The organism is Dyadobacter sp. LHD-138 (assembly GCF_030929615.1).
Lineage (GTDB): Bacteria > Bacteroidota > Bacteroidia > Cytophagales > Spirosomataceae > Dyadobacter.
Genome location: NZ_JAVFVU010000020.1, coordinates 59,793 through 86,060, shown reverse-complemented (window position 1 = coordinate 86,060; position 26,268 = coordinate 59,793). Strand labels below are relative to the sequence as shown.

Genomic DNA, 26,268 nt, shown 5'->3' with positions numbered 1-26,268 from the left:
GCAGCCTGCCTCGTTTTCTTTTGAAGCGGAGACAAATGCTCGTAGCTTGTCTTGTCTTTTTTGACTGATTTTGCTGGATAAATTTTCATAACTTCAAAGACTTTTTACTCCTGTTTCACTTCCTGTCCATGGCGTGTAGCTACCGAAATCTGGTTGGCTTTTCCTGCTTTTAACAACGCCAGGACCTGAAAAGCAATGAATTTCGGAATGTTCACCAGCGCATTATAAATCCGCGGATCTGTCTTTGAGCGCGCGAGTGAAATGTAAAACCCGGCTACAAAAACAACCATCGCAGCAAACCAAACCAAAGCAACCCAGGGTGCTAAAAACAGATTGATCATTAAAAACAAGCCCGACAACAACAGAAATATGAAAAGCGGTGGCCGCAAAAGCACCAGACCGAATAAGATCTGGTTCCAGTTTAAGCCGACAATTCCCTTAAATAATATCTTGAATCCAAGTGCAAAATATTTGAACCAGGTATTAATCCAGCGGGCACGCTGATTTACCAATTGGTCCGTTCCGCTTGTTTTTTCATCGTAAACCACTGCCTTTTCTGCAAAAGCAATGCTATACTTTCTGCTGACGATTTCATACTGCAAAACTTTGTCAAAACCCGCGCCCGTAACGTCAAGATGTCCGAGACATTCCTCGTACAAAGCCGTTGTAAATGCCATACCCGACCCTGCCAGCGTTGCAGAAGATCCGGCACCGAAAAGTATTTTTCCATCATAAAAATGATAGTAAATATCCCGGGCAGCATCCAGACAAGCATAGGTACTATCCAGATTTTTTGCTTCACGGACACCCTGAACTGCCTGAAATCCGCGCTTGAAATAGCTGTTCAGTTCATTCAGATATTCGGGATCCGTTAAATTATCGCTGTCTATGATCGTCAGATGTGAATGTGGCCTGATAAAGTTACGGATCGCATAAAAGTGTGATCGCGTATTGCTGCCCAAAACCTGCTCGGGTCGGAGCAGGGAGACTTTATCCGAATTAAAATGCAGGTTGGTAATATCACATTTATCAGCGACCACGTAAATATGGTAACTGCTGTAATTCAACTTCAACAAAGAACTGACAACCGCCGGCAATTGATGTATTTGCTCATAAGCCGTCACAATGATCCCGTAGTCCGGAGGTGTTTCCAGTCCAGACTTTTTAAAGGAAATTCCGAGCGCGTTTCGTAATCCATAAATCAGCAGCAACAATACAGGAAAAACCAGATTATACCCGACTAAACACTGAATCGCTATCCATATGTATTCGACTATTATCATACTTCCACCGGTTTACCTAGTTTTCCTGCCTGTTCGGGAATATCCTCGGTATTGGTGAGGACCCATCCGGAAAACTTCTCGCCCAAATTGTCAAGATATTGTATTTTAGACTGATCCTCTTCAGAAATGGCATGACCAGCAGCAAAAACCGCAACCAGACGATCGGAATAGGTAATCCATTCTTTTGCTTTGTTCATTGCCGCAAGAGAATCCGTCTCGATCAGGATAATGTCAAACCGGGTTTTCAATACCTGAATGCTTGCCGACAATTGTTTTTCGTCCGCTAGTTCAAGCAAAGAAATATCACCACCTCTGTTTCCCAAAATACTGATCTGCCCTGAAACCGCCTCAGGTAAGTTTTGCTTAGCAATATAGGTTTCAAAGAGGCCCGCATCCGGGTTCAGTCTGGAAATATCCGGTTGACCAAAATTACCGTCTATGATCAACACCGTTTTGTTAATTTTAGAAATGGCCCAGGCCAAAGCAATCACGAAAGAGGTTTTGCCAACACCATCGGAAAGACTCGTTATCGAAAGAATTTTCGGGTCTTCAATTTCGTTATCAAGCTCATACCTTATCGACCGAACCAGATTCTTATACGTTCTGATGGATTTGCCGTCAGAGGCATTCATCCCCGACAAGCTCAAATTAGATTCTTTCCCCAAAGCATTCAAATAACCTAATACCGGTTTATTTGTGGCATTGGCCAGCTGCATCGGATAACGAATCGATTTATCCAAAAAGAACAGAATGAAGAAAACAAAAACACAAAAAGTCAGACTGATAATACCGGAAAGGATCACGAGTACCATTTTTTTAGAAGCCTGAACCTCTCCCGGAATCGCCTTTTCGATCATGCGCAGATAGACCGGAAAACTGAATTCCAGACTCGCCTCGTTGTAACGCTGCAAAGCCTCAATGTATTCTTTGCTTGCGATGTCAATGCTGGTCTCGTACTCCTGAATTTTTGCTTCGTTGGGCACCAGGCCGTCAAACTTTCGGTTCAATCGGTTTAATTCGTCCTGTATTGATTCCACACTATTTTTAGCCAGTTCCAGAGAAATTTCCATACTCATTTTCTGCGTAACCAGGTCCTGTTTCAATGCCATCGGGTTGTACGCATATTTATCGGCGGCAAAAGAAATCTGTTCTGTCAGCTTACCCCTCAGCGAATCCAGGCTAAGTTTCAGTTTCGGATCAAAATTGCTCTGAATGTAACGTTCGTTCAGTGATTTGAGATTGAGTTTGCTGGAAACAATACTCTGGTTGATCTCAGTAAGCGCACTTTCAAAATATTTCCTGTCTGCCGGATTAAACTTGTTATCAATATTTCTGATCGCCGCGCCGTATGCAACAATGTCTTTATGGGCAATTTCCCTTTTCGTTTCAAAATCCGCCATTTGCGCGTAAAGACTTTTAGCCTGCTCGTTGAGGTTCAATACCCTGTTTTGAATTTTAAAATTCCGTAACGTATTCATCCGCTCATCAAGCACTCCCAGTTTTTGCTGCATAAAACTTTGCAGAAAGTCGATTGTCTTTTTATTATTGTCGACTACCCGGGACGAGTTCTGGACAATAAATTCCTGCGCCAATGTATTGATCACATAAGCGGTAAAGTCAGGATTTTCCGCTTCGTACTGAATGTCAATGTAGTCACTGCCGCCGGTGCGATAAATCGTAAGTTTTTCTCTCAGCGACCCGGCATCGTAGTGCATGTCCTCAATGATTTTGCTCAGATAACTTTCGTATGGTATCGAGATAAAAAGCTCTTCCCTGGCTTTATATTTCCGCGTAATCAGGGCAATTGCCTTTGCCTTGTCACCCTTACTCATGTCCTGCAATTCCTTTACAGGTTCACGCCAGGTCGAATCCTTTACCCCTTTTAAATCATTTAGTATAAGGCGGTAAGAAACCTGATCAAGCGTTCTTTTCAGCAGCATCATCTGGATGAGGCTTTCAAACTTTCTGCCAATCTGCGAATCCTGCTCGTCTTTGGCTTTCGTCACCACCTGGTCTGTCTTGTCCACCAGCCCCGTGGCGATCCGTCCGCGGGACTCAAAAGAATCCGGAAGTTTTTTGACCAGGAAATAACAAACAATGACCGTGATCAACGGGACCACGATAAGCGTGATTTTATTTCTTTGAAGTAATCTTAAAAATTGTAAAAATTCGGTCATTTTATATTTTCCAGTTTTTGTCCCAACAATTCTTCCAAACTAGTCTTCGCGTTCAAAACATCTCCTTCTGCATTGATAACATTCTGAGCGTGATCGGATTGAACTATCAGTGCTTTATTATAATTATCCAGGCTTTCTTCGCCCTTTTCAAAACGATGTTTTATGTTAGTAAGCATGCTTTCAACATCCAGAATCGTTGCCGATCGCAAACGCAAAACCGCCACTCTTTGGATATAGGTAAAATATCTTTTTTTCACTTCCGCTTCCATGCTCAGATCATTGGCTTCTTTATCGTGCAGTGCGGCTGCATACTCCCCTTTCGCCTGTTTGATAAAACTAGGTTTTTGAAGCAGCATCCCCACATTGGCAAAAAAACCAAACTGGTAACCACCCAGAAAACTCGGAGAAGAAGTGGTGTTATAGTTATTGGGACTATACAGGTAACCTACCGAAAAAATATCAAAATAAGACAATTTGGCTTTTTTGATTCCATGTTCAGCAATGCCCACCCGGTCTTCGTAGGTCTTTATTTTGGGATAATTTTTCTTGCAAACGGCAATTAATTTGTCCAGATAGTCGTAAGAAATATCTTTTGCCAAAGACTCCTGTGCCCGGGTTGTATGTATAGTAAAAAAAAGAACCAAAAACACTGCGTATCTCATCTGCATTAATTTTTGAAAAAAAATAAATTATTAAAAACTACTTTTGCTATCTGTGCAAGAAAATGCCCGCCTTAAAAAAATACTAATCTCAACGTCCGTAAATAAACCCGTTCATGTCTTTCTCAGAAAAAATCAAGAGCAATCCCCGGCTGAAAAAGTTTGTCCATTGGTTGTTAATCCCCACTAACCAGGCCCGTCCGCGTCTTTGGGTCAGATTGTTCCTGAATCCTTTCTATCATAAAAAAGGAAAGGGTGTAATCATCCGTCGCTGGGTGAGAATGGATGTTGTCCCATTCAATCCATTTTCAATCGGAAGTAACTCCGTGATCGAAGATTTCAGCACCATTAACAATGGCGTGGGAGAAGTTCAGATCGGTGCGAACGCTCTGGTCGGATTGGGAAATGTTATTATTGGACCGGTAAAAATTGGCAATAATGTTATTCTTGCTCAAAACATCGTCGCAAGCGGGCTCAACCATCACTACACCGACGTCCATCAGCCTATTCATAAACAAGGTGTCGGGGTTGCGCCCATTGTCATTGAAGACGATTGCTGGATTGGTGCCAACGCTGTTATTACCGCCGGCGTGACCATTGGAAAACATTCCGTTGTTGCAGCAGGCGCTGTTGTTACCAAAAACATACCGCCCTATTCCGTTGCCGTCGGAAATCCGTCGCGCGTTATCAAAAGATATGACGAAGTGCAAAAAGAATGGATTAAAACCTCTTGACATAACAGCTTTTGTAAAGTTTATTTATCCAGTTTGACCGGTTCTTTTTTATCATTAGCCGTTCCGGTTTACTGGATCAAGCGCAAAAAATCAAACATTTTCAGACTGGAACAATGCAGGAAAAGTTTTCAGAATTATTTCCAGATCCATACGAAAAGAAAAATTTTTCGCGTATTTAATATCCAGCTCTGTCCGTTCTTCCTCAGACATATCGGATTTACCCTTCCCACGTTTGGTCACCTGCCATAAACCTGTAAGTCCGGCCGGGCCTGCAAAACGTAGTATCTGATGATCTGTGGTAAGTTTCTCGGCTTCATAAAGCGGCAATGGACGGTTTCCAACCAATGACATATCGCCTTTAAGAATATTGATCAGCTGCGGCAATTCATCAAGACTGGTATTTCTCAGGAAGTTGCCCACCCGGGTTATCCTCGGATCGTTCTGAAACTTCATGAAAGCAGCCTTCTGCTCCTTTTGAGCCTGATGCACCTTTTCGCAGATTTCTTTTCCATCCAGAAACAAACGGCGGTTGCAAAAATCTCCGCTCTGACAGACTTCACAAAGATTTGTCATTTCAGCATTTACATCCGTTTGCGGGGTTTTGGCATTGTACATGTTGAATGCGGCCATTTTTTTAATCATTTGATCGGCATCCGTCCGCATGGTTCTGAACTTATAGAGATCAAATATCTTATAACCGCTGCCCACTCTCTTGGATCTGTAAAAGACCGGACCCTTCGAATCAAAACGTATCAGCAATGCAACCAGAATAAAAACCGGAGACAATACGATCACAGCCGATCCCGTGAGTATCACGTCAACCGCCCTTTTCCAGAAAGGCGTATGGCTTTTTTCGGCATCAATCTTTTCAGACGCTTTCCTGGCCACGTACCATTGTCTTTTTGTGAAATAGTGAAGCCGTGTCAGCAAGTCCCCCTTTGCAAAATCGACCGCATAAATATCGTCCGCCTTCTTTGCTCTTGCATTTTTTATCACGGCAGGCGTAAGACTGTCGACCAGAATGATAAAGGGAATATTCCCAAAACCAGCATTATTGCGTACGGTATCGAGCAATTCCCAAGCGCCGCTTTTGACGTGCGCAATAATAGCATCTGCCGGAAAATAATCGTGCAGGGCTTTCAGAAGATCTTCTTTGCCTTCAAAATATTCAATTTGCAAATAGCTGCCGTAATTGGCAGAAAACCAAAGGTACTGCTCGAAATCCTTCGTGAGATAGGCTATTCGGTATTGTGCAGAAGGCGGTGCCTTTGGATCAACAGTAGTATCCTCAGACTGGCTTGTCCATTCCATCATGCTTGCGTTTTTTTTACAGAATCAGGAATATCTCTTGCTGCGTCTCAATATCGCATTGATTTTCGCATGCACCTCAACAGGATTGAAGGGCTTAACCATAAAATCATCTGCTCCTAAATTGAGGCATTGTATGCGTTCGCTGCTCTCATCCGAGCCCGACAGTATAATAACGGGGATATCTGCAAAGAGATTACTGGCTCTGGTAATTTTAAGAAATTCTTTGCCGTTCAGGTTAGGCATCTGAAGGTCTGCAATGATCAGGTCAACTTCGTTTCCTTCTTCCAGCCATAGCATACCTTCTGCACCATCATTTTTGACAAAGACATTAAAATCTTTTTTTAGAAAGTGCTCCAGTATTTTGCAAATACTGGGCTCATCGTCCATCACCAATAGATTTTTTCGTGGGTTCATAATGTTGAGTTAACTAGGATATACTGTGTCGATATTTCAAAATGAATGTATAGTCCATAGTATGACCTGCAATAAAATTTCCTGACATTGTTTTATAACGTATCGCAATTTTCTGGTGCATTCACCTACGAAAATATGAGAATAATTATATTATACACGATTACAATGGAGCCTAAGTCAGGTTATTAGTCCATTGATTTACAGCAAAATCCGAATTTTATTATCGAATAAACTACCGGCCAAAATTACGAACAATGTCTACAACCACCAAAGTATACTGATAATATTTTAGACGATAAAAGAATTCGCATTTTTCAGAAAACCTCATAAATTTTCCTGGTTAAGTATATAAATACCGTATTCAATACCGAATCAAAGTTCACCAAAAGCTGGCATCGGAATATTTATACAAGCAACGACTGGCTCCAATTTATAGAAATACAATTAAATAAAACCATGCATGAATTATTTCTACAAATTACAAATCCTGGGTTTTTACGTCATAAAAACATAGCCAGCTCTAGCAAAAATTCAATAAAAGATAATCACGCTGAATACCTATCCGTTGCGTGGCACCGACAGGATTATGCATCCGGATTTAACGCCTTTTTTAATAATTCCGTGCCAGGTTTGCTGTATTGCATCGCCAATGCAGCGTTCTGCCCCGGATCACTCATTTTCCCCCAGGTTTTCCGAAGAATATCAATCATCTTTTCTTCGCTGAGTTTTTCTATCAAATCATCAAACTGATATTCCAGAAAGACAAGACAAAGGGCGTTTTCCATCGTTTGTACATCTTCATCCAGCTTGATCCGCTGTTTAAGAATAATTTCCCTTACCCGCTTTATTTCAGTTTCATCATAACCCACTACTGTGAGTATTTCCGCCGCTTTTTGCGCATGGAATTTCCCAAGATCGCTGCGCCATTTGAGATACCCTACCCGCCCGTCGGGATATGATTTTCTGGCGATCTCCCACCTCCCGATATGCTGGCTTCTCGAGGCTAACAAAAGACTTTCTGGTGCATCAGGTTCCAGTTTTTTAACCCAGTCATGCAACTTTAAGGCATAGAAATATTCAGAAGGATATTCCTTCCCCTCCCAGACAATTTTCTCGGGTGACTGTTGGTTGTAGGCATCAAAAAGGGAAAATGCTTGTTCTAATTTGCTCATGGTGGATTTGTATGCTGTTTTACAATGATGCAAATAAAGAATAAATCCCGTAGTTTTTTTGATTTTGAAACGCAGATAACCTAAAACAACACAGGTCTACTGCCGGAGACAAAATCTCAGACAATAAACCTGCGTTCAGACGTTAACAATTCTTATAAATGCTGCAAATGCGCAGGCAACGGGATATGCTGGCTTCGCGTATCTGCGATCGGAGTTAACCGCTTATTTGACAATGGGATAAGACCGGACCAAATCGGAAGTTCGAGATCTTCTTCCTCATCAAGGGGCATTCCCGACCGCATTTTGGCCGATGCTTCATCAATTTTAAAAGCCAGCGCGGTCGTTTTTTTCACTTCGTTATTTTTAACCGGGCGTAAATATTCCCAGCTATCCGGAACAATTTTATTCGTAAGCCATTCGAATGAGGCAATCTTTTGATCGATATCCTCAATAACTTCCGCCTTTGAAAAAACAACGACCGACCTGTAATTGACTGAATGACTAAATGCTGATTTGGCAACAACCAGTTCATCCACGAGCATCACGGTGATGCAAACGGGAATACCCTTTTCAATTTGCCGGATAAAATGACTTCCAACCGAACCGTGGATGTATAGCTTATCTTCATACCGAACAAAAGAAGTAGGAATAGAAAAAGGCTGATCATCAACAGAAAAGCTGATCGTACAAAAAAGAGCTTCGTCCAGGATCGGATAAATGGATTCGGCGTCGAAGTGCGCGCGTTTCGCTGAACGGCTTGGAATGAGATGTGGAAGTGCTGTGCCCATAGGTTTGTTTTTTTACAAAATTGTTCCTTTATTGGACTGACACAATCATCCAGTTTTAATAAAATCAGTAGTCCAATCCAATGCAGCCGCTCTCGTCCCTGTTGTTTATTAATAAATCAGACCGCCAGCCGGTCTATTTACAAATCGCCAATCAGTTAACGGAGCTGATCAGGACCGGCATAATTTTGTCGGGGCACCAGCTATTGAGTAGCAGGCAGTTGGCCGACACCATGGATATTCATAGAAAAACCGTGGTCCGTGCTTATGATGAACTTCTGGCGCAAGGCTGGCTCGAAAGCCGTGCCGGCAGCGGTACCTTTGTTGCCATGCATTTTCCCGAGATCAAACCGCAACCGATCAACACCTCCGGAAAGGAAATTCCCAACACAAGCAAAATAGCGGGGTTTTCGTTTGAAGATAAACCGCATCTACATCGGGCGGTTTTAAAAAGCAGAACCTCATTGCACCTTGACGATGGTTTCCCCGATCCGCGCCTGGCACCCCTGGAAGAACTTTCACGCGCTTACCGGACGCAATTGTTAACTGGAAATTCCTATGTAAAACTGGGATATGGCGATACATTTGGCACCTATTGGCTCCGCCAGGAATTGTCTGATTACCTGAATGAAACACGTGCACTGAAAACTTCACCGGAAAATATTCTGATCACCCGCGGAACGGTGATGGGCCTTTACCTGGCGAGTACCGGTCTTTTAAAAAAAGGGGATCATGTAGCCATGGGTGAATTGTCCTGGTCCAGTGCGCGTATGAATTTCACTCAGGTCGGTGCCAATATTCTGAGCATTCCATCGGATGAATATGGAGTCAGCGTGGACGCGATCGAAACAATATGTCAAAAACAACCGTTGCGCATGCTTTACGTCACCTCGCACCACCACTACCCTACCACGGTAGCATTACGTGCCGACCGCCGACTGCAATTACTCGCACTTTCAGAAAAATACGGGTTCATTATTTTTGAGGATGATTATGACTACGATTTTCATTACCTAAGCAAGCCGTTGCTTCCGTTGGCCGGTGCAGATCGTGCCGGAATGGTGCTCTATTGCGGTTCATTCACAAAAACGATTTCTCCGGCTTTCCGGGTTGGCTATCTGGTCGGTTCTGAAAATGTGATAAACCATCTTGCCCAAATACGCAGAATTATCGATCGGCAGGGTGACAATATGCTGGAAAACGCCATGGCGGAACTTTTACAGAATGGAATTATCCAGCGGCATTTACGAAAGTCATTAAGGACATATCGTCAACGGCGTGATCTTTTTTGTGGCCTTTTAAAATCAGAATTAAGTAACTATCTGGATTTTCAGACCCCTGACGGCGGTATGGCCGTTTGGACGCGCTTCGATCAAGACATTGACCTACGTAATCTTGCGCAAAAAGCCTTCCAACAAGATCTCTATTTTTCAGACGGAGCCGATGGTAACGCCTTGTCACCAAAACTGAACGGTACAAGGCTCGGATTTGCATCGTCAACGCCGGACGAACTCGAACAAAGTGTTGGTATCATCAAAAAGCTCCTGGAACAAATCTAAGACATCACCAGGTCAAAACACGTCATAAAGTGTTTTATCCCAGCATCCACAAGCCCCAAAATTTCACTATTGAATAAACAAAAACCGCAAGACCAGCCAGTTTTGCGACCGATCCTGTGGTTATACGCATTCGATAAATATTACTTCGTAATGCTGATACCCGTGCGGCCATTTACATTGTATACGGTTTCCCAACCCGGGCCTTTCACATATTTAGCCTTCATTTTCTGATGTAATGCGTCCGGCTGCTTCACACCATTTACGATCAGTTCATCGCTGTTCAGCTTGTAAGAATATACTGTTTTGTCTTTTAAAACACCCTCCTTCATCAAATCATTGGTAAGTTCGGCCTGCATTTTTTCAAAAACCACTCTGGATTTTTCCGCTTCCTTTCTGGAAACTTCTGCCCGCTCACGTTGTTCTCCGGCAATTTTTCTATGTTCCTCGGCTTTCAAACGATGCCCTTCCGCCACCTCCCTTTGTTTTTCAGCCTGCCCCCTGATCGTCTCTGCTTGTTTCCTCACATCCTCCGCCACCAAGCGTGCCTGATTTGCCTGCTCCCGCATTTTCCCAGCCTCCGCACGCATTTTCTCAGCGTCCTTTCTATACTCGTCCGCTTGTTTTCTCATCACATTTGCCTCAGCCCGTGCTTTTTCCGCATGTCCTCTTTCCACTTCCGCATTTTCCCTTGCCACTTTTACTTCCTGCATAATTTCGTCAATATCCGAATGATAGCTCGAAATTTGATCCTCCGCAATTTTTTGTCCGTCCACCTTCAACGATGTAATCTTCCCGTCGACGCTTTCAATTTCATAACGTTTATTGTTTTTTGTCGTCTCAATATTGCTGACGTTTCCATTCGTCTGAATACGGTCATATCTGCCGGGCACCGTATCACGCACTGTCGGTTCTTGTAAATTTACTACTGGCTCTTTCACCCGCGCGACCGTTTCAGAAAGCAAATTCTCCTTCCAAACTGCTGGTTCTACCATTGATTTTTCCGCAATCGGTTTATTCTCAATTGCGCTAACTGGTTCAGGTTTTTCATTGGGCGAAAAAGCAGCGGTCAATAACACTGCTGCGATTAAGCTGGTTGTTACAAATAATTTTTCCATGGCGTTTAAAGATTTATTGTTTTTGTAAATGATTCGCTTGATCCGATCCAGAAGGGCATTGCGCTTCCCGGGAAAAGCCATCGCATGCGAAGTTTCCGGAAGATTATATTCCTGAAATGAAACCAGTGCCTGCACAAAGGAGGTATCATTTTTCGTTATCGAAATGGCGATATCGTCGCAGCAGTGTTCACGTTCTTCACGGATCAAAGCCGATATCCAGACCACAGCCGGGTTGAAAAAGAAAATATTTTCTCCAAAACTCTGGATCAGGTTTACCAGATAATCCCTTCTTTTGATATGCGCAAGCTCATGAAGTAAAATGGCTTCAATCTGGTTTGCGGGTAGATTTGCAAGAATTCCAGCGGGAATAAAAATGATTGGTTTCAGAATGCCAACGACCAGCGGTACCGTCACGATAACGGATTCAAACAAGGACACCGACTGCCGGATACCCATTGTTTCCGCAAGCTGCATCACTTTTATCTTCCAGACTTGCTCGGGTTCCTGCCAATGATTGTGCTTTAACTGATGAATATAAAACAGCCCCGCCCCTGCTTTCAAAGATTTTAGTACGAATATGACCAGCCAAATGGCAACAATAATGGATGCATTTTGACTAAAAAACTGATCAAGCCATGTGAGGGTCTGATCAACCGGACTTAACAAAGAAACCCTTTCTGTTGTTATCAATGACCCCGTTACCGCAGGATTTCTGACCAAAAAGTCATCTAAAACCAACGGTGACGTCTGGCTTTGCCTGCTGAATTCAATAAAAAAAGTAACACCGCTGCCAAAGACGAAAAGCAGCAATGACAGAGATAAAAGATTATACCGCAGCGCCGGACGTGATTTCCGGGTTGCCATCAAAATAATGCCTGTCAGAATAGCCAGCAGCAAACCCTGCCATAACGAATGCAATAAGGTCCTGCAAACAGTCTGTATCAGTTTTTGAAAAAAAGGATGGTTCAAATAATCAAAATTCATGGCTAATAAATTTTAGGAAAGTGAACGAATATGTATTGCTAATCCAGCTTGTTCAGGAAGTCCTTAATCTCCTTCAGATCACTTTCAGAGGTTCCTTTATTTCCAAAAAGCTGCATCACCAAACTGGATGCAGAACCTTTGTACATGGTATCCACGAAACGTTTTAAAAGCAGATTTTTCGTCTTGCTTTCTTCTTCCGCAGGACTGTAAACGTGTTTCATACTGCGCTCGTCTCTTTTCACAATACCCTTTTCGGCCATGATCTGCATAAGCTTTAAGGTTGACGAATATTGCACGGCACGTTTTTCTTCATTAAGTGTATCGTTGACAAATCGTACCGTTGAGGGACCGTGCTGCCAAAGCACCTGCAGTATCTCCAATTCTGATTTTGTAGGCTCCATAGTTTCAATTTTCAATAACAACGGATCAAAGGTAGGAAATATTTCGTACGAAAAAATATTTAGGTATTTTATTTCAATTCGGTTGTCATAAAAAATACCGATAACAACGCCAACCAAAGGATTCCCTTCCTAATCAGCAGCATCACCGGCACATACAGGCGCGTTTTACGGGTAGTAATTTAAAAGTGTTTCTAGTAAAACCTTCCGACGTACTTATTTTCAACAATAACCTTTTTCATTTTCCTGGGGTCAATCGGTCCTTGCTGCGCATAAACAATTTTTCCGCCCGGCTCAACCAGGATGGTATAAGGCAATGCCCCCTGCCAGTTGGGATCTATGGCCTCAATAAGTTTATATTTATCCTCGATATGAAAAATATAATTTTTGTTGGAAGCTCGTTTGCCTTGCAGGAATTTCAGCGCTTTCTCCTTTTTATCCGGCGTGTCGGCGCTTACCGAAATAAATTCAAAATCGCGATTTCGGTACATATGATACATTTGCATAAAATCAGGAAATTCAGTCACACAGGGGCCGCACCAGGTAGCCCACACATTAATCAGCCGGAGTTTATCCGATTTATTTGAAATCAGCTCCTTCAACCCCGCCTCGTCAATCGTTTCAAGCGAAACGGGTTCCTTGGCCCATGAAGCTTCCTCATCCTGCACATTGTGTTCCTTTGTCGCCCATTTCATGGAACAGCCGAAAGTTTTGGTCGTCGCAACGGTCACCGGCCGGTTACCGACCAGTTCCTGAATCGCATTGTAAGCATCTCTGTTTTTGGGCGTTCCGGTTGGTTTTTCTACATCGTCAATTCTCCCTGTATAGCGCAGTTTTCTTTCCTTATCGAAAATAAAAATATGCGGTGTCGCAACCGGGCCATACGCCAATGCGGTCGCCTGATTATCACCATCATACAAATACGGGAAGTTATAACCTTTGTCTTTCGCACGTAATTTCATTTCCTCATACGTGTCGCTCATGTCGGTATACCCAAGCTCATCAAGCCTGATCGCCTTCGGGTCATTGGAGGAAATAGCCACGACAGCCACTTTTTTATCCTTGAAATCATAAGTGAGTGCTTTGATCCTATCCTCATACGCCTGCGCAGTAGGACAATGGTTGCAGGTAAAAACAATGGCCAGTACAGCCGCGTCGGAAAAATTTTTGAGGGAATAATTTTTCCCGTCGATATTCTTTAAATTAAAATCCGGGGCGGCAGAGCCAATTGTCAGCGTTGCCGCTGGTTGGGCGGAAAAGGAACAGACCGATGCCAACAGTAAAATAATGACTGTCTGAACTGATAATCGTATACGCATAACGCTAAGATTTAGTGAATATCAAATGAGAACAAACACTTAAATTTAAAAGTATTTGTCGATATTATTATATTTTCTAAATCCTAGCGTCCTAAGGAAACTATCTTATCACCAATTCCAGCTCCGATTCCTTAAAAGGCTGAGTTACAACGGCAGTATTATCGTTAACCCATGTACACCAGACTTTTCCATTGTATTGCCTGTGCACATAATCTCCACCTTTCTTTCCCGCAAGCACTTCCACCACCTCCTCGGTCTGATACTCTTCGATCTGCATCAATTGTGCGCTCCCTTTCTTCCTGACCCAGTCCTCTTTTATAAATTTAGGCACAAACATATTGAACTGATTTAAAGGTTTAGACTCCATTATCAACCTTCCTGTACAGTTCTAAAACGTTGAAATAATGATTTTTCTTTTATCCTTTACCGGTTTCATTAAAATCATACCAAAGATTTCCGCCAAGCAGATTTTAAAAGCAATATTTCGAAAATTAAATTTAACGGACCGAACTTTCGTTTTTTACAGATACCTGAACTTTTCGTAAAACGATAACCTTCATTTTGAGCTTGGATTCCTTTATTGACACCAATCAACTGAAAATCAATTCATATTTTATATCTAACCAAGTCCTGGCTTACTTTTAAAATTCAACCAATAAGTATGTAGAATTCATAGATTATTTATTAGTGTTTTATATTTACTTTAATTAACCCAGACAATATCTTGGACAGCAAATTGAGGAATTCGCAACACATATTGTAGCCACAGGGGCTTGATTCCGCACTTTAGTATTCATTCAAAATTAAAGGTACACAAGTACCGAATCGGTAAACAATGTAACCAATTTGATGAATTACGAACAAATATGACTCTCGTGTAATATTTATTCTATAATTTCTTTGATTTTATATTTCCATCCCCTACTTTTATGTCACTTATTTTACAAGTGTAGAGGAGGGTTAAAATGAGCAAAAAAGCCTTGATGATATCGAGGCTTTTTATTTTGTTCAATACTTCGACTTTTGAACCCTGACATTTTAATGCTACAAAGCAGATCGCACAAAAAATGGCGAACCGAAGTCCGCCATTTACCAAAGTCTGTCAAGGCAAAGACTGCACTATTTCACCACCGGTATAGCCCAAAACAAACTCACCTGTATTACACTATTTTTAAAATCAGGATCAATATTATTTCCCTTAAAATCACCAACCTTGGATAAGCCCGCGATATATCGTGCACCAATACCCAGTCCCATGGCAGACTGGTAACCAATACCGCCGCCTAGCGCCAGGTCAAGATTTTTAGAGAAATGATCGATGGTCTGATCCGGAATATCTTCACCGGTTTTAAATGCAACCTGCGGTCCGGCTTCAATATAAAGCCCGCCCGAGGTTTTTAGTTTTAACATAACCGGAACCGAGACATAACTGGTTTTATATTTTTCAGCCTTAACGCCATTGTCAACTTTTGCACCTTGCGTTGAAAAAAGAACTTCCGGCTGAATGGAAAAATGCTCTCCTATCCCAAAATTCAACAAACCTCCCAAATGAAAACCCACAAGCGCATCGGATTTGATATTACCACTCGTATAATTACTCACGTTGACACCGACTTTTGGGCCGAATTTGAAAGATTGTGCAAAAGTAAACGTACTGACTGCTAGCAGGAGCAGCGTTAACGAAATTTTTTTCATATGGCTTTTGATTAAAGTGTAAATATTTAACTGAATTAAGCAATAAAAAAGCATGCCACGGCAGAGAAAACAACCCAACCCAGGAAGTTGATCTGCTATGGGAACGCTCCGTTTGACGCTGCCACAACAAAAAGGTCACACACCATCCCGGCATGTGACCTTTCCCGACTTTATGAATTTGTTAAAAAATTCAGCTTTAACTATTCCTCAAATTTTTTAAAAATACTCGTTGCAATATGTCCCCCAAAACCAAATGTATTGCTCATTGCGTAATTCACTGTCCTTTCCTGTGCTTTACCCAATGTCAGGTTAAATTTCCCTTCAATTTCAGGATCCAGCTCAGCGGTATTAATCGTTGGCGGAACAATATTGTGCATCGTGGATTTGATACAGGCAATGGCTTCCACAGCACCGGCTCCGCCCAGTAAATGCCCGGTCATCGACTTAGTCGCACTGATGTTAAGCCCGGAATTAAAGCCGAAAACTCTTTCAACCGATTTCAGTTCACTGGCGTCTCCCATCGGCGTCGAGGTTGCGTGCACGTTCAGGTAGTCGATTTCGTGCGGTTGCAGGTTTGCCTCAGCCAAGGCTTCCAGAATACCTAAATAAGCTCCTTCTCCTTCAGGGTGTGTACCCGTCAGGTGATAGGCATCGGCAGCCATTCCGCCGCCAACAATTTCAGCAAGAATAGGCGCACCTCTTCTGATAGCATGTTCATAGCTCTCCAATACGAGCGCGCCGGCACCTTCACCCATCACAAATCCATCTCTTTTTATATCAAAAGGGCGCGAAGCCGATGCCGGATCTTCATTATGGGTCGAGAGCGCTTTGCTGGCGTTGAATCCGCCAATCGATGTTTCATTAATCGGGGCCTCAGAACCACCTGTGATGATCATATCCGCTTTTCCCCAATGAATATAGTTGAAAGCATCAATAATAGCGGTATTGGAACTTGCACAGGCTGAGACTGTTGTAAAATTAGGCCCGCGTAAACCGTACTTAATTGAGATAACCCCCGAAGCAATATCCACGATCATTTTCGGGATAAAATAAGGGTTAAAACGTGGCGTTCCGTTACCCAGGGCAAATTCCATAACCTGCTCCTGGAACGTCTGGATGCCGCCGTTTCCACTACCCCATATCACCCCGATACGGTTTTTGTTAAGCGTATCAAAATTGATATTCGCATTTTTAACGGCCTCTTCAACCGCTATTAAGGCGTACTGCGTAAAAGGATCATATTTTCTTGCTTCATTTCTTTCGAAAAAATCCTGCGCTTTAATGCCTTTCAGCTCACAGGCAAATTTCGTTTTGAAATGTGTCGTATCAAACTTCGTAATATTGGCAGAACCGCTAACCCCGTTTATCAATGAATTCCAAAAATCGTCTACATTGTTCCCGATCGGCGTTAAGGCGCCCAGCCCTGTCACGACCACCCGGTTTAATTCTTTCCTAACTTTCATTTTGTAACTTCGATTTATTAAATATTAGCTTTTGGTTGGTTCCACATTTCAAAAGGCGAAATTAAAATTTGTTTGCACTAATACCACCTAAATACATCGGATGATCATAAAAATGCAAACTTACCGAACGATCGGTAAAATAAAAACAATTTGATCTCTTATTTAATTCCTTTGTCCAAGCAGTTTCGGAATTGCGGAGATGCTGGTTCCGAAAATAGTATTATCTTTCAGGGCACGGGACAAAATCAGTGAGCCCTGAATATTAATCATCGCTTCCATCGCTTTTGCTTTTGCAACATTCTCTGGCAAACCATTTTCCATGGCGATGTGTGAAAACCCGTCGCTCAGAATGGTAAAACAGGCGGCTATCGCTTCCTGAAAAAAAGCCGACTCAGAACCCGCGGACAGCATCCGCAACGGGCAATTTCTGTCGCCATCCTCAAAAAGATCACGGATTGCCTTTAAAGCTTCGGCCAGACGAGCCTCCAATGGCAGCGACGGATCACGGATCACCGCATCAATACGCTCTAAAAACCAGGTTCTGATATTTAACAGGACGTGCTGCGCCATTTCCTTTTTCCCGCCCGGAAAACGGTGATAAAGACTGGCCTTTTTCAGCCCGGTTGCCTGGGATAACAATTCCATCGAGGCTCCGTCATAGCCAAAACGGGTAAATACCTCGGTCAGCTTTCGATCTACGTCCTGTGGAAAAACTTTAATTACTGGCATACGCTTTATTTTACCGATTGTTCGGTAAAGTTACAAAAAGCCTTTAATACTGCGAAATTTATTCCACAATCCACCGGTTCAGATGGTTGTACCTGGCTTCCAGCACAATTTTATAAAAGCCGGCAGGCAATTTTGATATATCAAAAGTCGCCCTTTCCTTACTCACGGGTATTTCGTCGACCAAATAGTATAAGTCGCTCCCACCCTCTTCAAAATGGTTTGTCGTAGTCAGCCAGATTTTAACACTCCCCTCCTTATTTATAGCCTTCCAGCTGGCGTTTATTTTGCCGTTTTCTTTTTTAACAACCGGATCAAGAATAGAAATATTACCCGTTAACGATACACCATCCACTTCAAATGCCTGTTCCTTTGGAAAGCTCACATCCATATGCCTGGCAATGGTCGGCATAATGTCAACGATACCCGGATTGGATTTGAAATTTGTATTCAGGTCTTTTGCATTGGTCACGATCCAGGTGCTGCGCTCCCGATCCGACTGTCCGCCATGGCCTTTTCCATCCTTGGGGTCACGGCCATGATCCGTTGTAATCACCACGAGCCAATCTTCCTTGAAATTTTTCTCCCGGTACTGCACAGCCTCCCACAAACGGCCCATTTGCTTGTCCATTACCTTAATCGCATCATGAAACTGATCGCTGTCGCCATACTTATGGCCCATGTCGTCTGTATACTCCAGATAAACCCAGGACAGATCGGGGCTGTTGGTTTTGATATAAGAAGCCGCTTCGTCCACAACTTTTTCATCAATGTTGTGGATATAAGCCTTCAGCTTATCATGCGGAAAATGGAGGGTATCCAGTTCAAAACCATCAAAGGTATAATCTGTTTTTAGCTTGTCTGTTTGTGGTAAACCGTCTCCAACCAGTTTCGTGCGGTTATCCAGCCAGGTCGAAAATATGGCACTGCGCTTGGCAGGATATTGTTCCTTAAAAAAACGGAAAATTGTCCAGTAGTTGTAATTTGGCGCTTTGATATCATTATCCCACACATTGTGTTTGTTGACCCAAGTTCCCGTAAGCAAGCTGTTATAACCAACGGCAGAAATGGTCGGTGTTTGAGAATAAGTCCCTTTTTCTCCGCCCACATGCGCACGGGTATAACCACCCTGTTTGGCTATCATATCCAGATTTGGTTTCTGTATTTTCTCCAAAACATCACTGGAAATGCCATCAACGATCACAAAAACTGTTTTTTTGATACGAGACTGCGCGTTCGACGGGGAATTCGTCAAACCAACGGATATCAAAGCCGCCGTCAATAAGTATTTTAACTTCATGGGTAAATTTAGCTCAGATTAATTCCTTCCTGGAAAAGTGGTTGAAATTAAACATAATTATGGCAGCGCAAAAAATGTGATGTGTTTCTTCGCATAATTTCACATGAATATAACAAAGCGGGAAAATCCAACGCTTCCCGGTATTTCCGGTCCGTTAAGTTTTCCCGCTTTCGAATTTAAACTTTTTACACTTCAAAAATCAGCTGTTCATCCCGGTCTAAAATTGGAATTTTTCTAATAAAATTGTCATAGCCTTCTTCATCCTGATGGTCGCTGTACACGCCGTAAGTACCCATGCTGTAACCAACAAGACCATCTGAGGCTTCAATAATATATAGAATCGATGAATCCGCAGGATCTGACTCGCCCTCAAACCGATATGTCCTGATAATCGTCAGGTCTTCCGGCGCATAACTTTTGCCTTTGCTGGCGGTAAACCCTTCCTTCGTCCACCTGAACTCGTTGTCGAACTTTCTCAAACGAAGTTTTTCCAAAACATGTGATAACGTGGCCATTTCCGTAACCCTTGGTGCAATGTTATTTTCCATAGTGGTCGCTGACAAGTATGTCGTGTTTGGTTGATTTCAATATTTACCATTTCCCAAATATTGTGCCATGAAAAATGGGATATGTATTCAGATTTAATTCAAAATTGAATACGTAAATTGTATCTATGAAAATTCTGGTCATAGAAGACGAAGAGGAGCTTGCCCATAATATCGCGGTTTATTTATCCGACGAAAATTATTTGTGCCAGTTTGCCGAAACCTTTCAACAGGCCATTGAAAAAGTGAACGCATACAATTACGACTGCATTTTACTTGATTTAATGCTGCCCGGCGGTAGTGGTTTGAAAATTCTGGAGGTACTGAAACAAGAAAACAAACAGGACGGCGTCATCATCATTTCGGCCAAGGATTCGTTACAGGATAAAATTGCCGGACTTCAAATCGGTGCTGACGACTACCTGGCAAAACCTTTTCATTTGTCCGAGCTTGCTGCCAGAATTTATTCGGTAATCCGCAGAAAACAATTCGGTAATTCGAATATCATCCGCTTAAACGAGTTAGAGATTGACCTACTGGCCAAGACGGTTCATGTCAATCAGGAACCCGTCGTGCTTACCAAAAGGAATTCGATCTGCTTCTACTTTTTATCGGTAACAAAAACCGCGTTCTTTCCAAAAGTGCGCTCGCCGAACACCTTTCCGGCGAATTTCCATTCGTGCCAATAAAAGTCTTGTGGAGATCATGCTTGTAAATTTGCTGCTCAACGCAATCCGGCACAATCCTGTGGATGGTTTAATAAAAATTGAACTCACTGACCATGAATTCACGGTCAGCAACACCGGTGATACACCGCTTAATCAGGAAACTATGTTCAAACGTTTTATTGCTCCGTCAACCAGCACACCTAGCAGCGGCCTGGGACTGGCGATTGTTCGTGAGATCGGAAACCGGTATGGCTGGAAGGTGAGCTATGCTTTCAAGGAGGGTTTTCACCAATTTTCCGTACAGTTTTAAAATTCAGAATTTCTTCCAAATCATGTCCGACTTTTAGGTTAAAATCCCTGAGTCATATGAAAAAAATGTTTTGTTGTCTGCTGTTTCTCTTTCAGTCTAACTATCTTTTTTCGCAATCCGATAGTATTTATCTACATGAAAAACCAAAGTTTCAGTCGATCCAGTTCGTACCGCCTGTGGCACTCATGATGGCTGGTTTGCTGACCAACGGCAACGGAAGGGAATCGTTAAAAAATGAAATTGTTGAGGAACGTAATGAACACTTTTCGCATTTTCGCACACATCTGGACGACTACCTGCAATTTTCGCCAAGCGTAGTGGCTTATGGTCTGGATGCCGCGGGAATCAAATCACGAACGGATGCTGCCAACCGGACTGCGATTTTGTTGAAAGCTGAAATTATGATGATGGGTTCCGTAACGGTTTTGAAAAATGTCACACACAAAATCCGTCCTGACGGCAGTTCTTACAACTCCTTTCCGCCAGGTCATACGGCGCAGGCCTTCGCGGCGGCCACATTTTTAAGTGAGGAATACGGACGGCGCTATCAATGGATGCCCTACGCGGCTTATGGCACGGCCTCTGCCGTCGGCTCGTTGCGTATGGCCAACAACCGTCATTATATCAGTGATGGGTTAATGGGTGCCGGAATAGGTATCCTTTCCGTAAAAGTTTCGTACTGGACCCATCGGTATAAGTGGGGCCACAAGCCTAAAACATCCTTTGTCTATTAACCTGCTGAATCCTTCACAATACCTCGTTTATCGGGCCAGCTTCAAACCCGGCCAGGTATCAAAAAAATCCGGAATTTTAGTTAATGCTGGTTATATTCAACACTCGAAAGACTGGTGCCGTTTTCTATTTTAGGGTTGTTTGGCTTTTTAAATGCGAAGGCTACAATCATCACCAAAGTCAGCATTGAAATTATAAAAAGTCTGTCGGCGTGCTTTTCAATTGTCTTGTACATATCGTTGAATAGAGTTTTTATCATCCCGGGAAAATTACCAGCTTTATCTTATTTAAACGCAATATAGATATTTTATTTTCCATACAAGAAAATCACCTATTTTTTATACGTTTTTTTGCTAAAAAAACAGAATAATAACAAAAAGAAAGAAAACAGATCTCATTGTAAATCATCAATATTACAGGGTGATTTGCAACGTGCCATTGGGTTTATGGAAATACTGAAAGCTACACTGCCCATCGGGTAAATTTGGGAGAATTGTGTATCTTTATCAAACAATAGACCCTCATTCCACCATGAATTATTTCGATATTTTCAGAATAAATTATGATGATTTGAAAATCATCGCGGAAAATCCCGAGGCAATCATCAGTTCTGTTGAAAAAACGGACGCGGGCTATATCGGGGAAATTATTCTGCTGGGCGAGCATCCTCAGCGGGAAAGTACGATATTGTTTTTCCATGAAAATGGATTTCAGTCCATTGAAGAAGCCTATTCGGACCTGGATTTGATCATCGAAACTGTCACAACGGCATTCAGGAATACAAAGAAAAGTGAAGCGATCAGCAAAGGTGATTACGCTGATTAGCGATTCTTTTTGATTAAATTCGGAGATAATTTCACCACGCCTCCACTACTTCATGGAAAAAACTTTCAGCATTTTTATTCTTGATCCCGAAAAAGGAATTCTGCCAAACCCGATCGACGTTCAAAACGAGGTTGGGAAATGGTACAAAGAATTTTTGTCGGAACGTCACGCTGAAAAAGTAATTGAAAAGTTAATGAACGAATACGACTACAACGGCTCCAAGTATATTATCCTGCCCGTTTACAGCAAGGAATAAATTACTTTTTCATATTCGCGAAATGGAAATCCATTGGCTAAATGGTATGAATTTCCTATCACGCTCTTGCTGCCCTTCTACCAGAAACGGATATTTTATAAATCCCTACGGAACACATCCTCATTTTATTCCTTATTTTAGGGAATTCAATTTCCTTAGCCCAATTAAGTAGCCGTTGGCAATTAGCGCAGTAACCGGATGATTAATAGATTATTATAAAAATCAATAGTATAGACTAATTTTTCACCACTACTTATTCCTAAACCAATGGATTCTAAACGTCGGCATTTTCTAAAAAGTGTTACCGCCGCTTCGGCTCTGCTTGCTACCGGAAGTGTTGCAAAACCTTTCAGCATCATCCGGGATTAAAAAAAGATCAGTCCAAATGATAAAATCCGTTTCGCTACAATCGGCATGGGTATTCAGGGGAATCAGGATACCAGAGCCGCCCTACGCGGTGCTCCTGATGCTGAATTTGTCGCAGCTGCGGATCTTTACGACGGCCGGCTTACCCGTGTCAGGGAAACTTATGGAAAAGATATTTTCACAACGCGCGACTATCGCCAGATCCTGGAACGCAAAGACATCGATGCTGTCCTGGTGGTGACGCCGGATCACTGGCATGACCATATTACAAAAGCTGCATTGCAGGCAGGGAAGCACGTTTATTGTGAAAAACCAATGGTTCAGCATATTGACGAAGGAAAATCGGTGATTGAAGCCTGGAAAAAATCGGGCAAAACAATGCAGATTGGCAGTCAGCGTATCAGTTCTGCATCGTTTAAAGAAGCCAAGAGGCTTTTTCTGGCTGGTGAAATCGGAGAAATCAATTACGTTGAATCCAATAGCGACCGCTTTAATTCACTGGGTGCCTGGAATTATTCCATCCCCGGTGACGCATCTCTGACCACCCTTGACTGGGATGCATTTCTTGGCGATGCCCCCAAAACACCTTTTGATCCCAAACGTTTTTTCAGATGGAGAAATTATAAGGACTATGGTACTGGTGTAGCCGGCGACTTGTTTGTGCACCTGATCACAGGTGTACATTTTGTGACAAATTCGCTGGGGCCCGAACGTATCTTTTCTTCGGGCGAACTAAGTTATTGGAAAGACGGAAGAGACGTTCCTGACGTACTGGTTTCGATTCTTGAATATCCCAAAACGGATGTTCACGCGAATTTCCAGATGGTGTTAAGGGTAAATTTTGCCAATGCCGGTGCTATTGCCAATAACACAAGGATAATCGGAACGGAGGGACAAATAGAATTTACGGAAAATAACCTCATTCTGACGAAAAATAAATTGCCGAAAGCACCTGGTTACGGAGGTTATGATAGCTTCGGAACCTTTGCCGCAAGTGAGCAAAAGGAGTTTGAAAAACAGTACAACGCGCAATATCCTGCGGACAGCAGAAAGGCCGATCCTGTAAAAGAGATCCGGTTTGAAGCCCCGAAAGAGGATGATGCGCACGCAAACCATTTCCGTGACTTCTTCGAGAACGTAAAAAAAGGAACGCTTGGCACGGTCGAAGACCCGGTTTTCGGATTCAGGGCTGCTGCACCCGTGCTTGCCTGCAACGATAGCTATTTCAAGAAGAAAATAATTCACTGGGATCCGGTAGCCATGAAGGTAAAAAAATAATTCCTCGGGGAAATGTACACCAGCGGGCACGGCTGGTACAATTATAGTAGCTTTTTGGAGGTGTAATTTTACGCCCTGTATTGTTGCAGCATATGGGCGAACATGGAAAAATCAATGTATCAAACCTTTAACGTATTTCGAAATGAAACCAGGAATTGGAATCTCTGACAAAAACAGAAAAGTAGTTGCTGACCAGCTAGCCATATTGCTGGCTGACGAGTTTATATTGTATACAAAGACCCTGAACGCCCATTGGAACCTAGTCGGGCCCGACTTCCATTCTGTACACGTCTATTTTGAAGGCCTTTACGAACAATCGGCTGAAATTCTGGATAGCGTCGCAGAAAGAATCCGTCAACTGGGACATTTCGCCCCCGCCAAACTTAAAAATTATTTGCAGATAAGCCACCTCACCGAACAATATGAAGGCGGTAACGACAGCCAGAGCCTGATCAAATATTTATTGCAGGATCATGAGAGTATTATCGAGTTTATCCGCGGGAACATCAACACCTTTGCGGAAGAACATAAGGATGCCGGAACAAGCGATTATGTAACAGGACTTATGGAGCAGCATGAGAAAATTGCCTGGATGCTGAGAGCACACCTGCAATAATACGATTATAAAGGAAAAACGACATCAGGATGCATCCTGATGTCGTTTTTCCTTTATAATTCCCTAAATAAAATCTCAGGAATCCAACAAATTATTGATGAATTTTTCAAGCACAACCACGTGATTATATTCTTCGTCGTGGGCGGCGTAGAGTAAAGTAACCGTTTTGTGTTTTTTGATTTTATCCACCAGATCGTGAACCGAGGCCATGCAATGCCTTAACTCGAAAGTATAGTCTTGCCTGAATTCTTCCCATTTCTCGGGGTCATGGTTAAACCATTTTCTCAAATCTGTTGACGGGGCCACACCTTTAAGCCATTCATCAACACCTGCCTCTTCTCTTTTTAATCCGCGAGGCCATAAACGATCCACAAGTATCCTGAAGCCGTCTGCCTCATTTTTTGGTTCATAAATACGCTTAATATGTACGCTACTCATATTACAGTTAGGACTATATAGTTCTTAGACTAAATAAAAACTAGGTGAATTTAAAAATAGTTTCCTAAACAACCTATTTTCATTTGCCCATTCCCTGTTAAAACCGGCTTGCTAATAACAATTTGTAACCGATGTAAATCTAAGGCTACAAATTTAGCAAAACATTTTACCGGATCATTTTGAAATATGAGCCACAAAACCGCACACATCTATCTGAATTACAATTACTTATATAGTAAAATAAAGGTTTTAACGATATCCGACTTCAAAAACTGGTCGTTACCAAACTGTCATTATTTTTTCATTAAAATTTGAAGAATATTTTAATGAAATCTTGAAAGGAAGAAATGAGCATTTGCCAATAAACCTCAGTGAGGTAGATTACGTACCAGCTAACAACAAATGTACTATGGCTCCGCCGTAACCTCAGGTTTCTTGGGTACTTTCCCGAAGACATATCGTATTCCACCCGTCACGGTCACAGACTGTTTGCTATTTTTCAAGAGATAAAGATCATTGTCCGGCTTTGTCGGATCCATGTGTACAGCGTTATCGGATCCAAATGTCACATTGTATGCAGCCTCCACCATGAAGCCAAGCCGTCTGCCTATGGGAAGCAACACGCCGACCTTTGGCGCCAGACCAGGATTTACGGCTGATTTATCAATAATGATGTTGTATCCTTCAATCTTTTGAATATTTATCCCTGCTTCCAAACCTGCGTAAGGCTGTATTCCCTTTGTTTTAAAATAATATTCAGCCATCAGATTAACCGGAACGTTCGTGGCACGCCCTCTGATCGTCTTCAGGGATAATTGATTGCTAAAATTTTCTACGAGATATTTGGCAGACAAACCAACGGCAATATTGGGCTTTACGAAGTAACGATACTGAGTCCCTCCGCCAAAAATACCTTTTGAAATATCATTTTGATTTGTACTCCCGTAAGTGCCAAGTAAAGTGAGCGAGGATTGGGCTGAGACATTTTCAGAAAATAAGAAAGTTAACAAAAACAAAACCGACAGGCCTAATAACTTTTTCATAAATTTTTAATTTTATTTACGCTATTGCTTTTAGGCCTGTACGCATAAAAATGCCGTTTCGTGGAAAATGACGATGTTTTTATTACATAAATTATAA

General features: G+C 42.4%; 27 protein-coding genes and 1 pseudogene. 9 read left to right on the top strand and 19 right to left on the bottom strand.

Annotation, left to right across the window (positions count from 1 at the left end; translation table 11 throughout):
* Positions 1-104 precede the first annotated feature (104 nt).
* The 3 genes from RB622_RS16045 to RB622_RS16035 are packed head-to-tail and all read right to left on the bottom strand — an operon-like array spanning position 105 to position 4,122.
* Positions 105-1,283, bottom strand: coding sequence for a glycosyltransferase (locus tag RB622_RS16045; RefSeq protein ID WP_308047587.1), 1,179 nt, complete (start codon positions 1,281-1,283; stop codon positions 105-107).
* Positions 1,280-3,460 (bottom strand): lipopolysaccharide biosynthesis protein, encoded by a 2,181-nt coding sequence (locus RB622_RS16040; protein ID WP_308047586.1) that lies wholly within the window; start codon positions 3,458-3,460, stop codon positions 1,280-1,282. The genes RB622_RS16045 and RB622_RS16040 overlap by 4 nt, the downstream gene beginning before the upstream one ends.
* Positions 3,457-4,122, bottom strand: coding sequence for a TolC family protein (locus tag RB622_RS16035; RefSeq protein ID WP_308047585.1), 666 nt, complete (start codon positions 4,120-4,122; stop codon positions 3,457-3,459). Before RB622_RS16035 ends, RB622_RS16040 begins: the two co-directional genes overlap by 4 nt.
* Before the next feature lie 113 nt (positions 4,123-4,235).
* On the opposite strand from RB622_RS16035, the gene RB622_RS16030 reads away from it, so the two are divergent.
* A complete protein-coding gene (locus RB622_RS16030; protein ID WP_308047584.1) occupies positions 4,236-4,853 on the top strand; it encodes an acyltransferase in 618 nt (205 codons plus the stop codon).
* A gap of 90 nt (positions 4,854-4,943) precedes the next feature.
* On the opposite strand, the gene RB622_RS16025 is transcribed toward RB622_RS16030, so the two are convergent.
* The 4 genes from RB622_RS16025 to RB622_RS16010 form a co-directional block, all read right to left on the bottom strand.
* A complete protein-coding gene (locus RB622_RS16025; protein WP_308047583.1) occupies positions 4,944-6,167 on the bottom strand; it encodes a sugar transferase in 1,224 nt (407 codons plus the stop codon).
* Positions 6,168-6,188: 21 nt separating this feature from the next.
* Positions 6,189-6,578, bottom strand: coding sequence for a response regulator transcription factor (locus RB622_RS16020; protein WP_308047582.1), 390 nt, complete (start codon positions 6,576-6,578; stop codon positions 6,189-6,191).
* A gap of 584 nt (positions 6,579-7,162) precedes the next feature.
* Positions 7,163-7,750: a DUF4202 domain-containing protein gene (locus tag RB622_RS16015; protein WP_308047581.1), complete on the bottom strand. Its 588-nt coding sequence runs from the start codon at positions 7,748-7,750 to the stop codon at positions 7,163-7,165.
* Between the two features lie 152 nt (positions 7,751-7,902).
* Complete coding sequence (locus RB622_RS16010) at positions 7,903-8,538, bottom strand: pyridoxamine 5'-phosphate oxidase family protein (protein WP_308047580.1); 636 nt, start codon at positions 8,536-8,538, stop codon at positions 7,903-7,905.
* Between the two features lie 80 nt (positions 8,539-8,618).
* On the opposite strand from RB622_RS16010, the gene RB622_RS16005 reads away from it, so the two are divergent.
* Entirely contained in the window at positions 8,619-10,094 is a 1,476-nt protein-coding gene (locus RB622_RS16005; protein WP_308047579.1) for a PLP-dependent aminotransferase family protein, read from the top strand.
* A gap of 140 nt (positions 10,095-10,234) precedes the next feature.
* On the opposite strand, the gene RB622_RS16000 is transcribed toward RB622_RS16005, so the two are convergent.
* The 9 genes from RB622_RS16000 to RB622_RS15960 form a co-directional block, all read right to left on the bottom strand.
* Positions 10,235-12,193, bottom strand: a complete 1,959-nt coding sequence (locus RB622_RS16000) for a M56 family metallopeptidase (protein ID WP_308047578.1) — start codon at positions 12,191-12,193, stop codon at positions 10,235-10,237.
* Between the two features lie 38 nt (positions 12,194-12,231).
* The gene (locus RB622_RS15995) at positions 12,232-12,594 is read right to left on the bottom strand and encodes a BlaI/MecI/CopY family transcriptional regulator (RefSeq protein ID WP_308047577.1); all 363 of its coding nucleotides are present in this window, start codon (positions 12,592-12,594) and stop codon (positions 12,232-12,234) included.
* Between the two features lie 191 nt (positions 12,595-12,785).
* Positions 12,786-13,910 (bottom strand): redoxin domain-containing protein, encoded by a 1,125-nt coding sequence (locus tag RB622_RS15990; protein WP_308047576.1) that lies wholly within the window; start codon positions 13,908-13,910, stop codon positions 12,786-12,788.
* A 100-nt stretch (positions 13,911-14,010) separates the two neighbouring features.
* Positions 14,011-14,247: a hypothetical protein gene (locus RB622_RS15985; RefSeq protein ID WP_308047575.1), complete on the bottom strand. Its 237-nt coding sequence runs from the start codon at positions 14,245-14,247 to the stop codon at positions 14,011-14,013.
* A gap of 782 nt (positions 14,248-15,029) precedes the next feature.
* Positions 15,030-15,605 (bottom strand): porin family protein, encoded by a 576-nt coding sequence (locus RB622_RS15980; protein ID WP_308047574.1) that lies wholly within the window; start codon positions 15,603-15,605, stop codon positions 15,030-15,032.
* A 200-nt stretch (positions 15,606-15,805) separates the two neighbouring features.
* Positions 15,806-17,068 (bottom strand): beta-ketoacyl-ACP synthase II, encoded by a 1,263-nt coding sequence (fabF, locus tag RB622_RS15975; RefSeq protein WP_308047573.1) that lies wholly within the window; start codon positions 17,066-17,068, stop codon positions 15,806-15,808.
* Between the two features lie 162 nt (positions 17,069-17,230).
* The gene (locus tag RB622_RS15970) at positions 17,231-17,797 is read right to left on the bottom strand and encodes a TetR/AcrR family transcriptional regulator (protein ID WP_308047572.1); all 567 of its coding nucleotides are present in this window, start codon (positions 17,795-17,797) and stop codon (positions 17,231-17,233) included.
* Positions 17,798-17,855: 58 nt separating this feature from the next.
* Positions 17,856-19,094, bottom strand: a complete 1,239-nt coding sequence (locus tag RB622_RS15965) for an alkaline phosphatase family protein (protein ID WP_308047571.1) — start codon at positions 19,092-19,094, stop codon at positions 17,856-17,858.
* A gap of 185 nt (positions 19,095-19,279) precedes the next feature.
* Complete coding sequence (locus RB622_RS15960; protein ID WP_308047570.1) at positions 19,280-19,642, bottom strand: hypothetical protein; 363 nt, start codon at positions 19,640-19,642, stop codon at positions 19,280-19,282.
* Between the two features lie 125 nt (positions 19,643-19,767).
* Here RB622_RS15960 and RB622_RS15955 point away from each other — a divergent pair, with 125 nt between their 5' ends.
* From RB622_RS15955 to RB622_RS15945, 3 genes are read left to right on the top strand one after another with little or no spacing between them, the layout of a single operon-like run.
* Complete coding sequence (locus RB622_RS15955) at positions 19,768-20,328, top strand: response regulator transcription factor (RefSeq protein ID WP_308047569.1); 561 nt, start codon at positions 19,768-19,770, stop codon at positions 20,326-20,328.
* A 16-nt stretch (positions 20,329-20,344) separates the two neighbouring features.
* Entirely contained in the window at positions 20,345-20,617 is a 273-nt protein-coding gene (locus RB622_RS15950) for an ATP-binding protein (RefSeq protein WP_308047568.1), read from the top strand.
* Between the two features lie 56 nt (positions 20,618-20,673).
* Positions 20,674-21,351, top strand: coding sequence for a phosphatase PAP2 family protein (locus tag RB622_RS15945; RefSeq protein WP_308047567.1), 678 nt, complete (start codon positions 20,674-20,676; stop codon positions 21,349-21,351).
* Positions 21,352-21,431: 80 nt separating this feature from the next.
* On the opposite strand, the gene RB622_RS15940 is transcribed toward RB622_RS15945, so the two are convergent.
* On the bottom strand, positions 21,432-21,584 hold the full coding sequence (locus RB622_RS15940; protein ID WP_308047566.1) for a hypothetical protein: 153 nt from the start codon (positions 21,582-21,584) through the stop codon (positions 21,432-21,434).
* 296 nt (positions 21,585-21,880) lie between these two features.
* Between RB622_RS15940 and RB622_RS15935 the strand changes: the two genes are divergently transcribed.
* The 4 genes and pseudogenes from RB622_RS15935 to RB622_RS15920 all read left to right on the top strand — a co-directional run bounded on the left by RB622_RS15935 (position 21,881) and on the right by RB622_RS15920 (position 24,690).
* Entirely contained in the window at positions 21,881-22,174 is a 294-nt protein-coding gene (locus RB622_RS15935; RefSeq protein WP_308047565.1) for a hypothetical protein, read from the top strand.
* Between the two features lie 52 nt (positions 22,175-22,226).
* Positions 22,227-22,430: a hypothetical protein gene (locus tag RB622_RS15930; protein WP_308047564.1), complete on the top strand. Its 204-nt coding sequence runs from the start codon at positions 22,227-22,229 to the stop codon at positions 22,428-22,430.
* Between the two features lie 267 nt (positions 22,431-22,697).
* Positions 22,698-24,074 (top strand): annotated as a pseudogene (locus tag RB622_RS15925) (Gfo/Idh/MocA family protein).
* Between the two features lie 142 nt (positions 24,075-24,216).
* Positions 24,217-24,690: a DNA starvation/stationary phase protection protein gene (locus RB622_RS15920; protein ID WP_308047563.1), complete on the top strand. Its 474-nt coding sequence runs from the start codon at positions 24,217-24,219 to the stop codon at positions 24,688-24,690.
* Between the two features lie 75 nt (positions 24,691-24,765).
* Here the strand turns inward: RB622_RS15920 and RB622_RS15915 are convergent, their stop codons facing one another.
* Both RB622_RS15915 and RB622_RS15910 read right to left on the bottom strand, forming a co-directional pair.
* Complete coding sequence (locus tag RB622_RS15915) at positions 24,766-25,128, bottom strand: DUF488 family protein (RefSeq protein WP_308047562.1); 363 nt, start codon at positions 25,126-25,128, stop codon at positions 24,766-24,768.
* A gap of 407 nt (positions 25,129-25,535) precedes the next feature.
* A complete protein-coding gene (locus RB622_RS15910; protein ID WP_308047561.1) occupies positions 25,536-26,171 on the bottom strand; it encodes an outer membrane beta-barrel protein in 636 nt (211 codons plus the stop codon).
* Positions 26,172-26,268: the final 97 nt, after the last annotated feature.

Bases quoted from the DNA above. Each gene is read 5' to 3' on its own strand.
- RB622_RS16045 (WP_308047587.1), bottom strand. From the start codon at position 1,283: ATGATAATAGTCGAATACATATGGATAGCGATTCAGTGTTTAGTCGGG.
- RB622_RS16040 (WP_308047586.1), bottom strand. From the start codon at position 3,460: ATGACCGAATTTTTACAATTTTTAAGATTACTTCAAAGAAATAAAATC.
- RB622_RS16035 (WP_308047585.1), bottom strand. From the start codon at position 4,122: ATGAGATACGCAGTGTTTTTGGTTCTTTTTTTTACTATACATACAACC.
- RB622_RS16030 (WP_308047584.1), top strand. From the start codon at position 4,236: ATGTCTTTCTCAGAAAAAATCAAGAGCAATCCCCGGCTGAAAAAGTTT.
- RB622_RS16025 (WP_308047583.1), bottom strand. From the start codon at position 6,167: ATGATGGAATGGACAAGCCAGTCTGAGGATACTACTGTTGATCCAAAG.
- RB622_RS16020 (WP_308047582.1), bottom strand. From the start codon at position 6,578: ATGAACCCACGAAAAAATCTATTGGTGATGGACGATGAGCCCAGTATT.
- RB622_RS16015 (WP_308047581.1), bottom strand. From the start codon at position 7,750: ATGAGCAAATTAGAACAAGCATTTTCCCTTTTTGATGCCTACAACCAA.
- RB622_RS16010 (WP_308047580.1), bottom strand. From the start codon at position 8,538: ATGGGCACAGCACTTCCACATCTCATTCCAAGCCGTTCAGCGAAACGC.
- RB622_RS16005 (WP_308047579.1), top strand. From the start codon at position 8,619: ATGCAGCCGCTCTCGTCCCTGTTGTTTATTAATAAATCAGACCGCCAG.
- RB622_RS16000 (WP_308047578.1), bottom strand. From the start codon at position 12,193: ATGAATTTTGATTATTTGAACCATCCTTTTTTTCAAAAACTGATACAG.
- RB622_RS15995 (WP_308047577.1), bottom strand. From the start codon at position 12,594: ATGGAGCCTACAAAATCAGAATTGGAGATACTGCAGGTGCTTTGGCAG.
- RB622_RS15990 (WP_308047576.1), bottom strand. From the start codon at position 13,910: ATGCGTATACGATTATCAGTTCAGACAGTCATTATTTTACTGTTGGCA.
- RB622_RS15985 (WP_308047575.1), bottom strand. From the start codon at position 14,247: ATGTTTGTGCCTAAATTTATAAAAGAGGACTGGGTCAGGAAGAAAGGG.
- RB622_RS15980 (WP_308047574.1), bottom strand. From the start codon at position 15,605: ATGAAAAAAATTTCGTTAACGCTGCTCCTGCTAGCAGTCAGTACGTTT.
- fabF (WP_308047573.1), bottom strand. From the start codon at position 17,068: ATGAAAGTTAGGAAAGAATTAAACCGGGTGGTCGTGACAGGGCTGGGC.
- RB622_RS15970 (WP_308047572.1), bottom strand. From the start codon at position 17,797: ATGCCAGTAATTAAAGTTTTTCCACAGGACGTAGATCGAAAGCTGACC.
- RB622_RS15965 (WP_308047571.1), bottom strand. From the start codon at position 19,094: ATGAAGTTAAAATACTTATTGACGGCGGCTTTGATATCCGTTGGTTTG.
- RB622_RS15960 (WP_308047570.1), bottom strand. From the start codon at position 19,642: ATGGAAAATAACATTGCACCAAGGGTTACGGAAATGGCCACGTTATCA.
- RB622_RS15955 (WP_308047569.1), top strand. From the start codon at position 19,768: ATGAAAATTCTGGTCATAGAAGACGAAGAGGAGCTTGCCCATAATATC.
- RB622_RS15950 (WP_308047568.1), top strand. From the start codon at position 20,345: ATGCTTGTAAATTTGCTGCTCAACGCAATCCGGCACAATCCTGTGGAT.
- RB622_RS15945 (WP_308047567.1), top strand. From the start codon at position 20,674: ATGAAAAAAATGTTTTGTTGTCTGCTGTTTCTCTTTCAGTCTAACTAT.
- RB622_RS15940 (WP_308047566.1), bottom strand. From the start codon at position 21,584: ATGTACAAGACAATTGAAAAGCACGCCGACAGACTTTTTATAATTTCA.
- RB622_RS15935 (WP_308047565.1), top strand. From the start codon at position 21,881: ATGAATTATTTCGATATTTTCAGAATAAATTATGATGATTTGAAAATC.
- RB622_RS15930 (WP_308047564.1), top strand. From the start codon at position 22,227: ATGGAAAAAACTTTCAGCATTTTTATTCTTGATCCCGAAAAAGGAATT.
- RB622_RS15920 (WP_308047563.1), top strand. From the start codon at position 24,217: ATGAAACCAGGAATTGGAATCTCTGACAAAAACAGAAAAGTAGTTGCT.
- RB622_RS15915 (WP_308047562.1), bottom strand. From the start codon at position 25,128: ATGAGTAGCGTACATATTAAGCGTATTTATGAACCAAAAAATGAGGCA.
- RB622_RS15910 (WP_308047561.1), bottom strand. From the start codon at position 26,171: ATGAAAAAGTTATTAGGCCTGTCGGTTTTGTTTTTGTTAACTTTCTTA.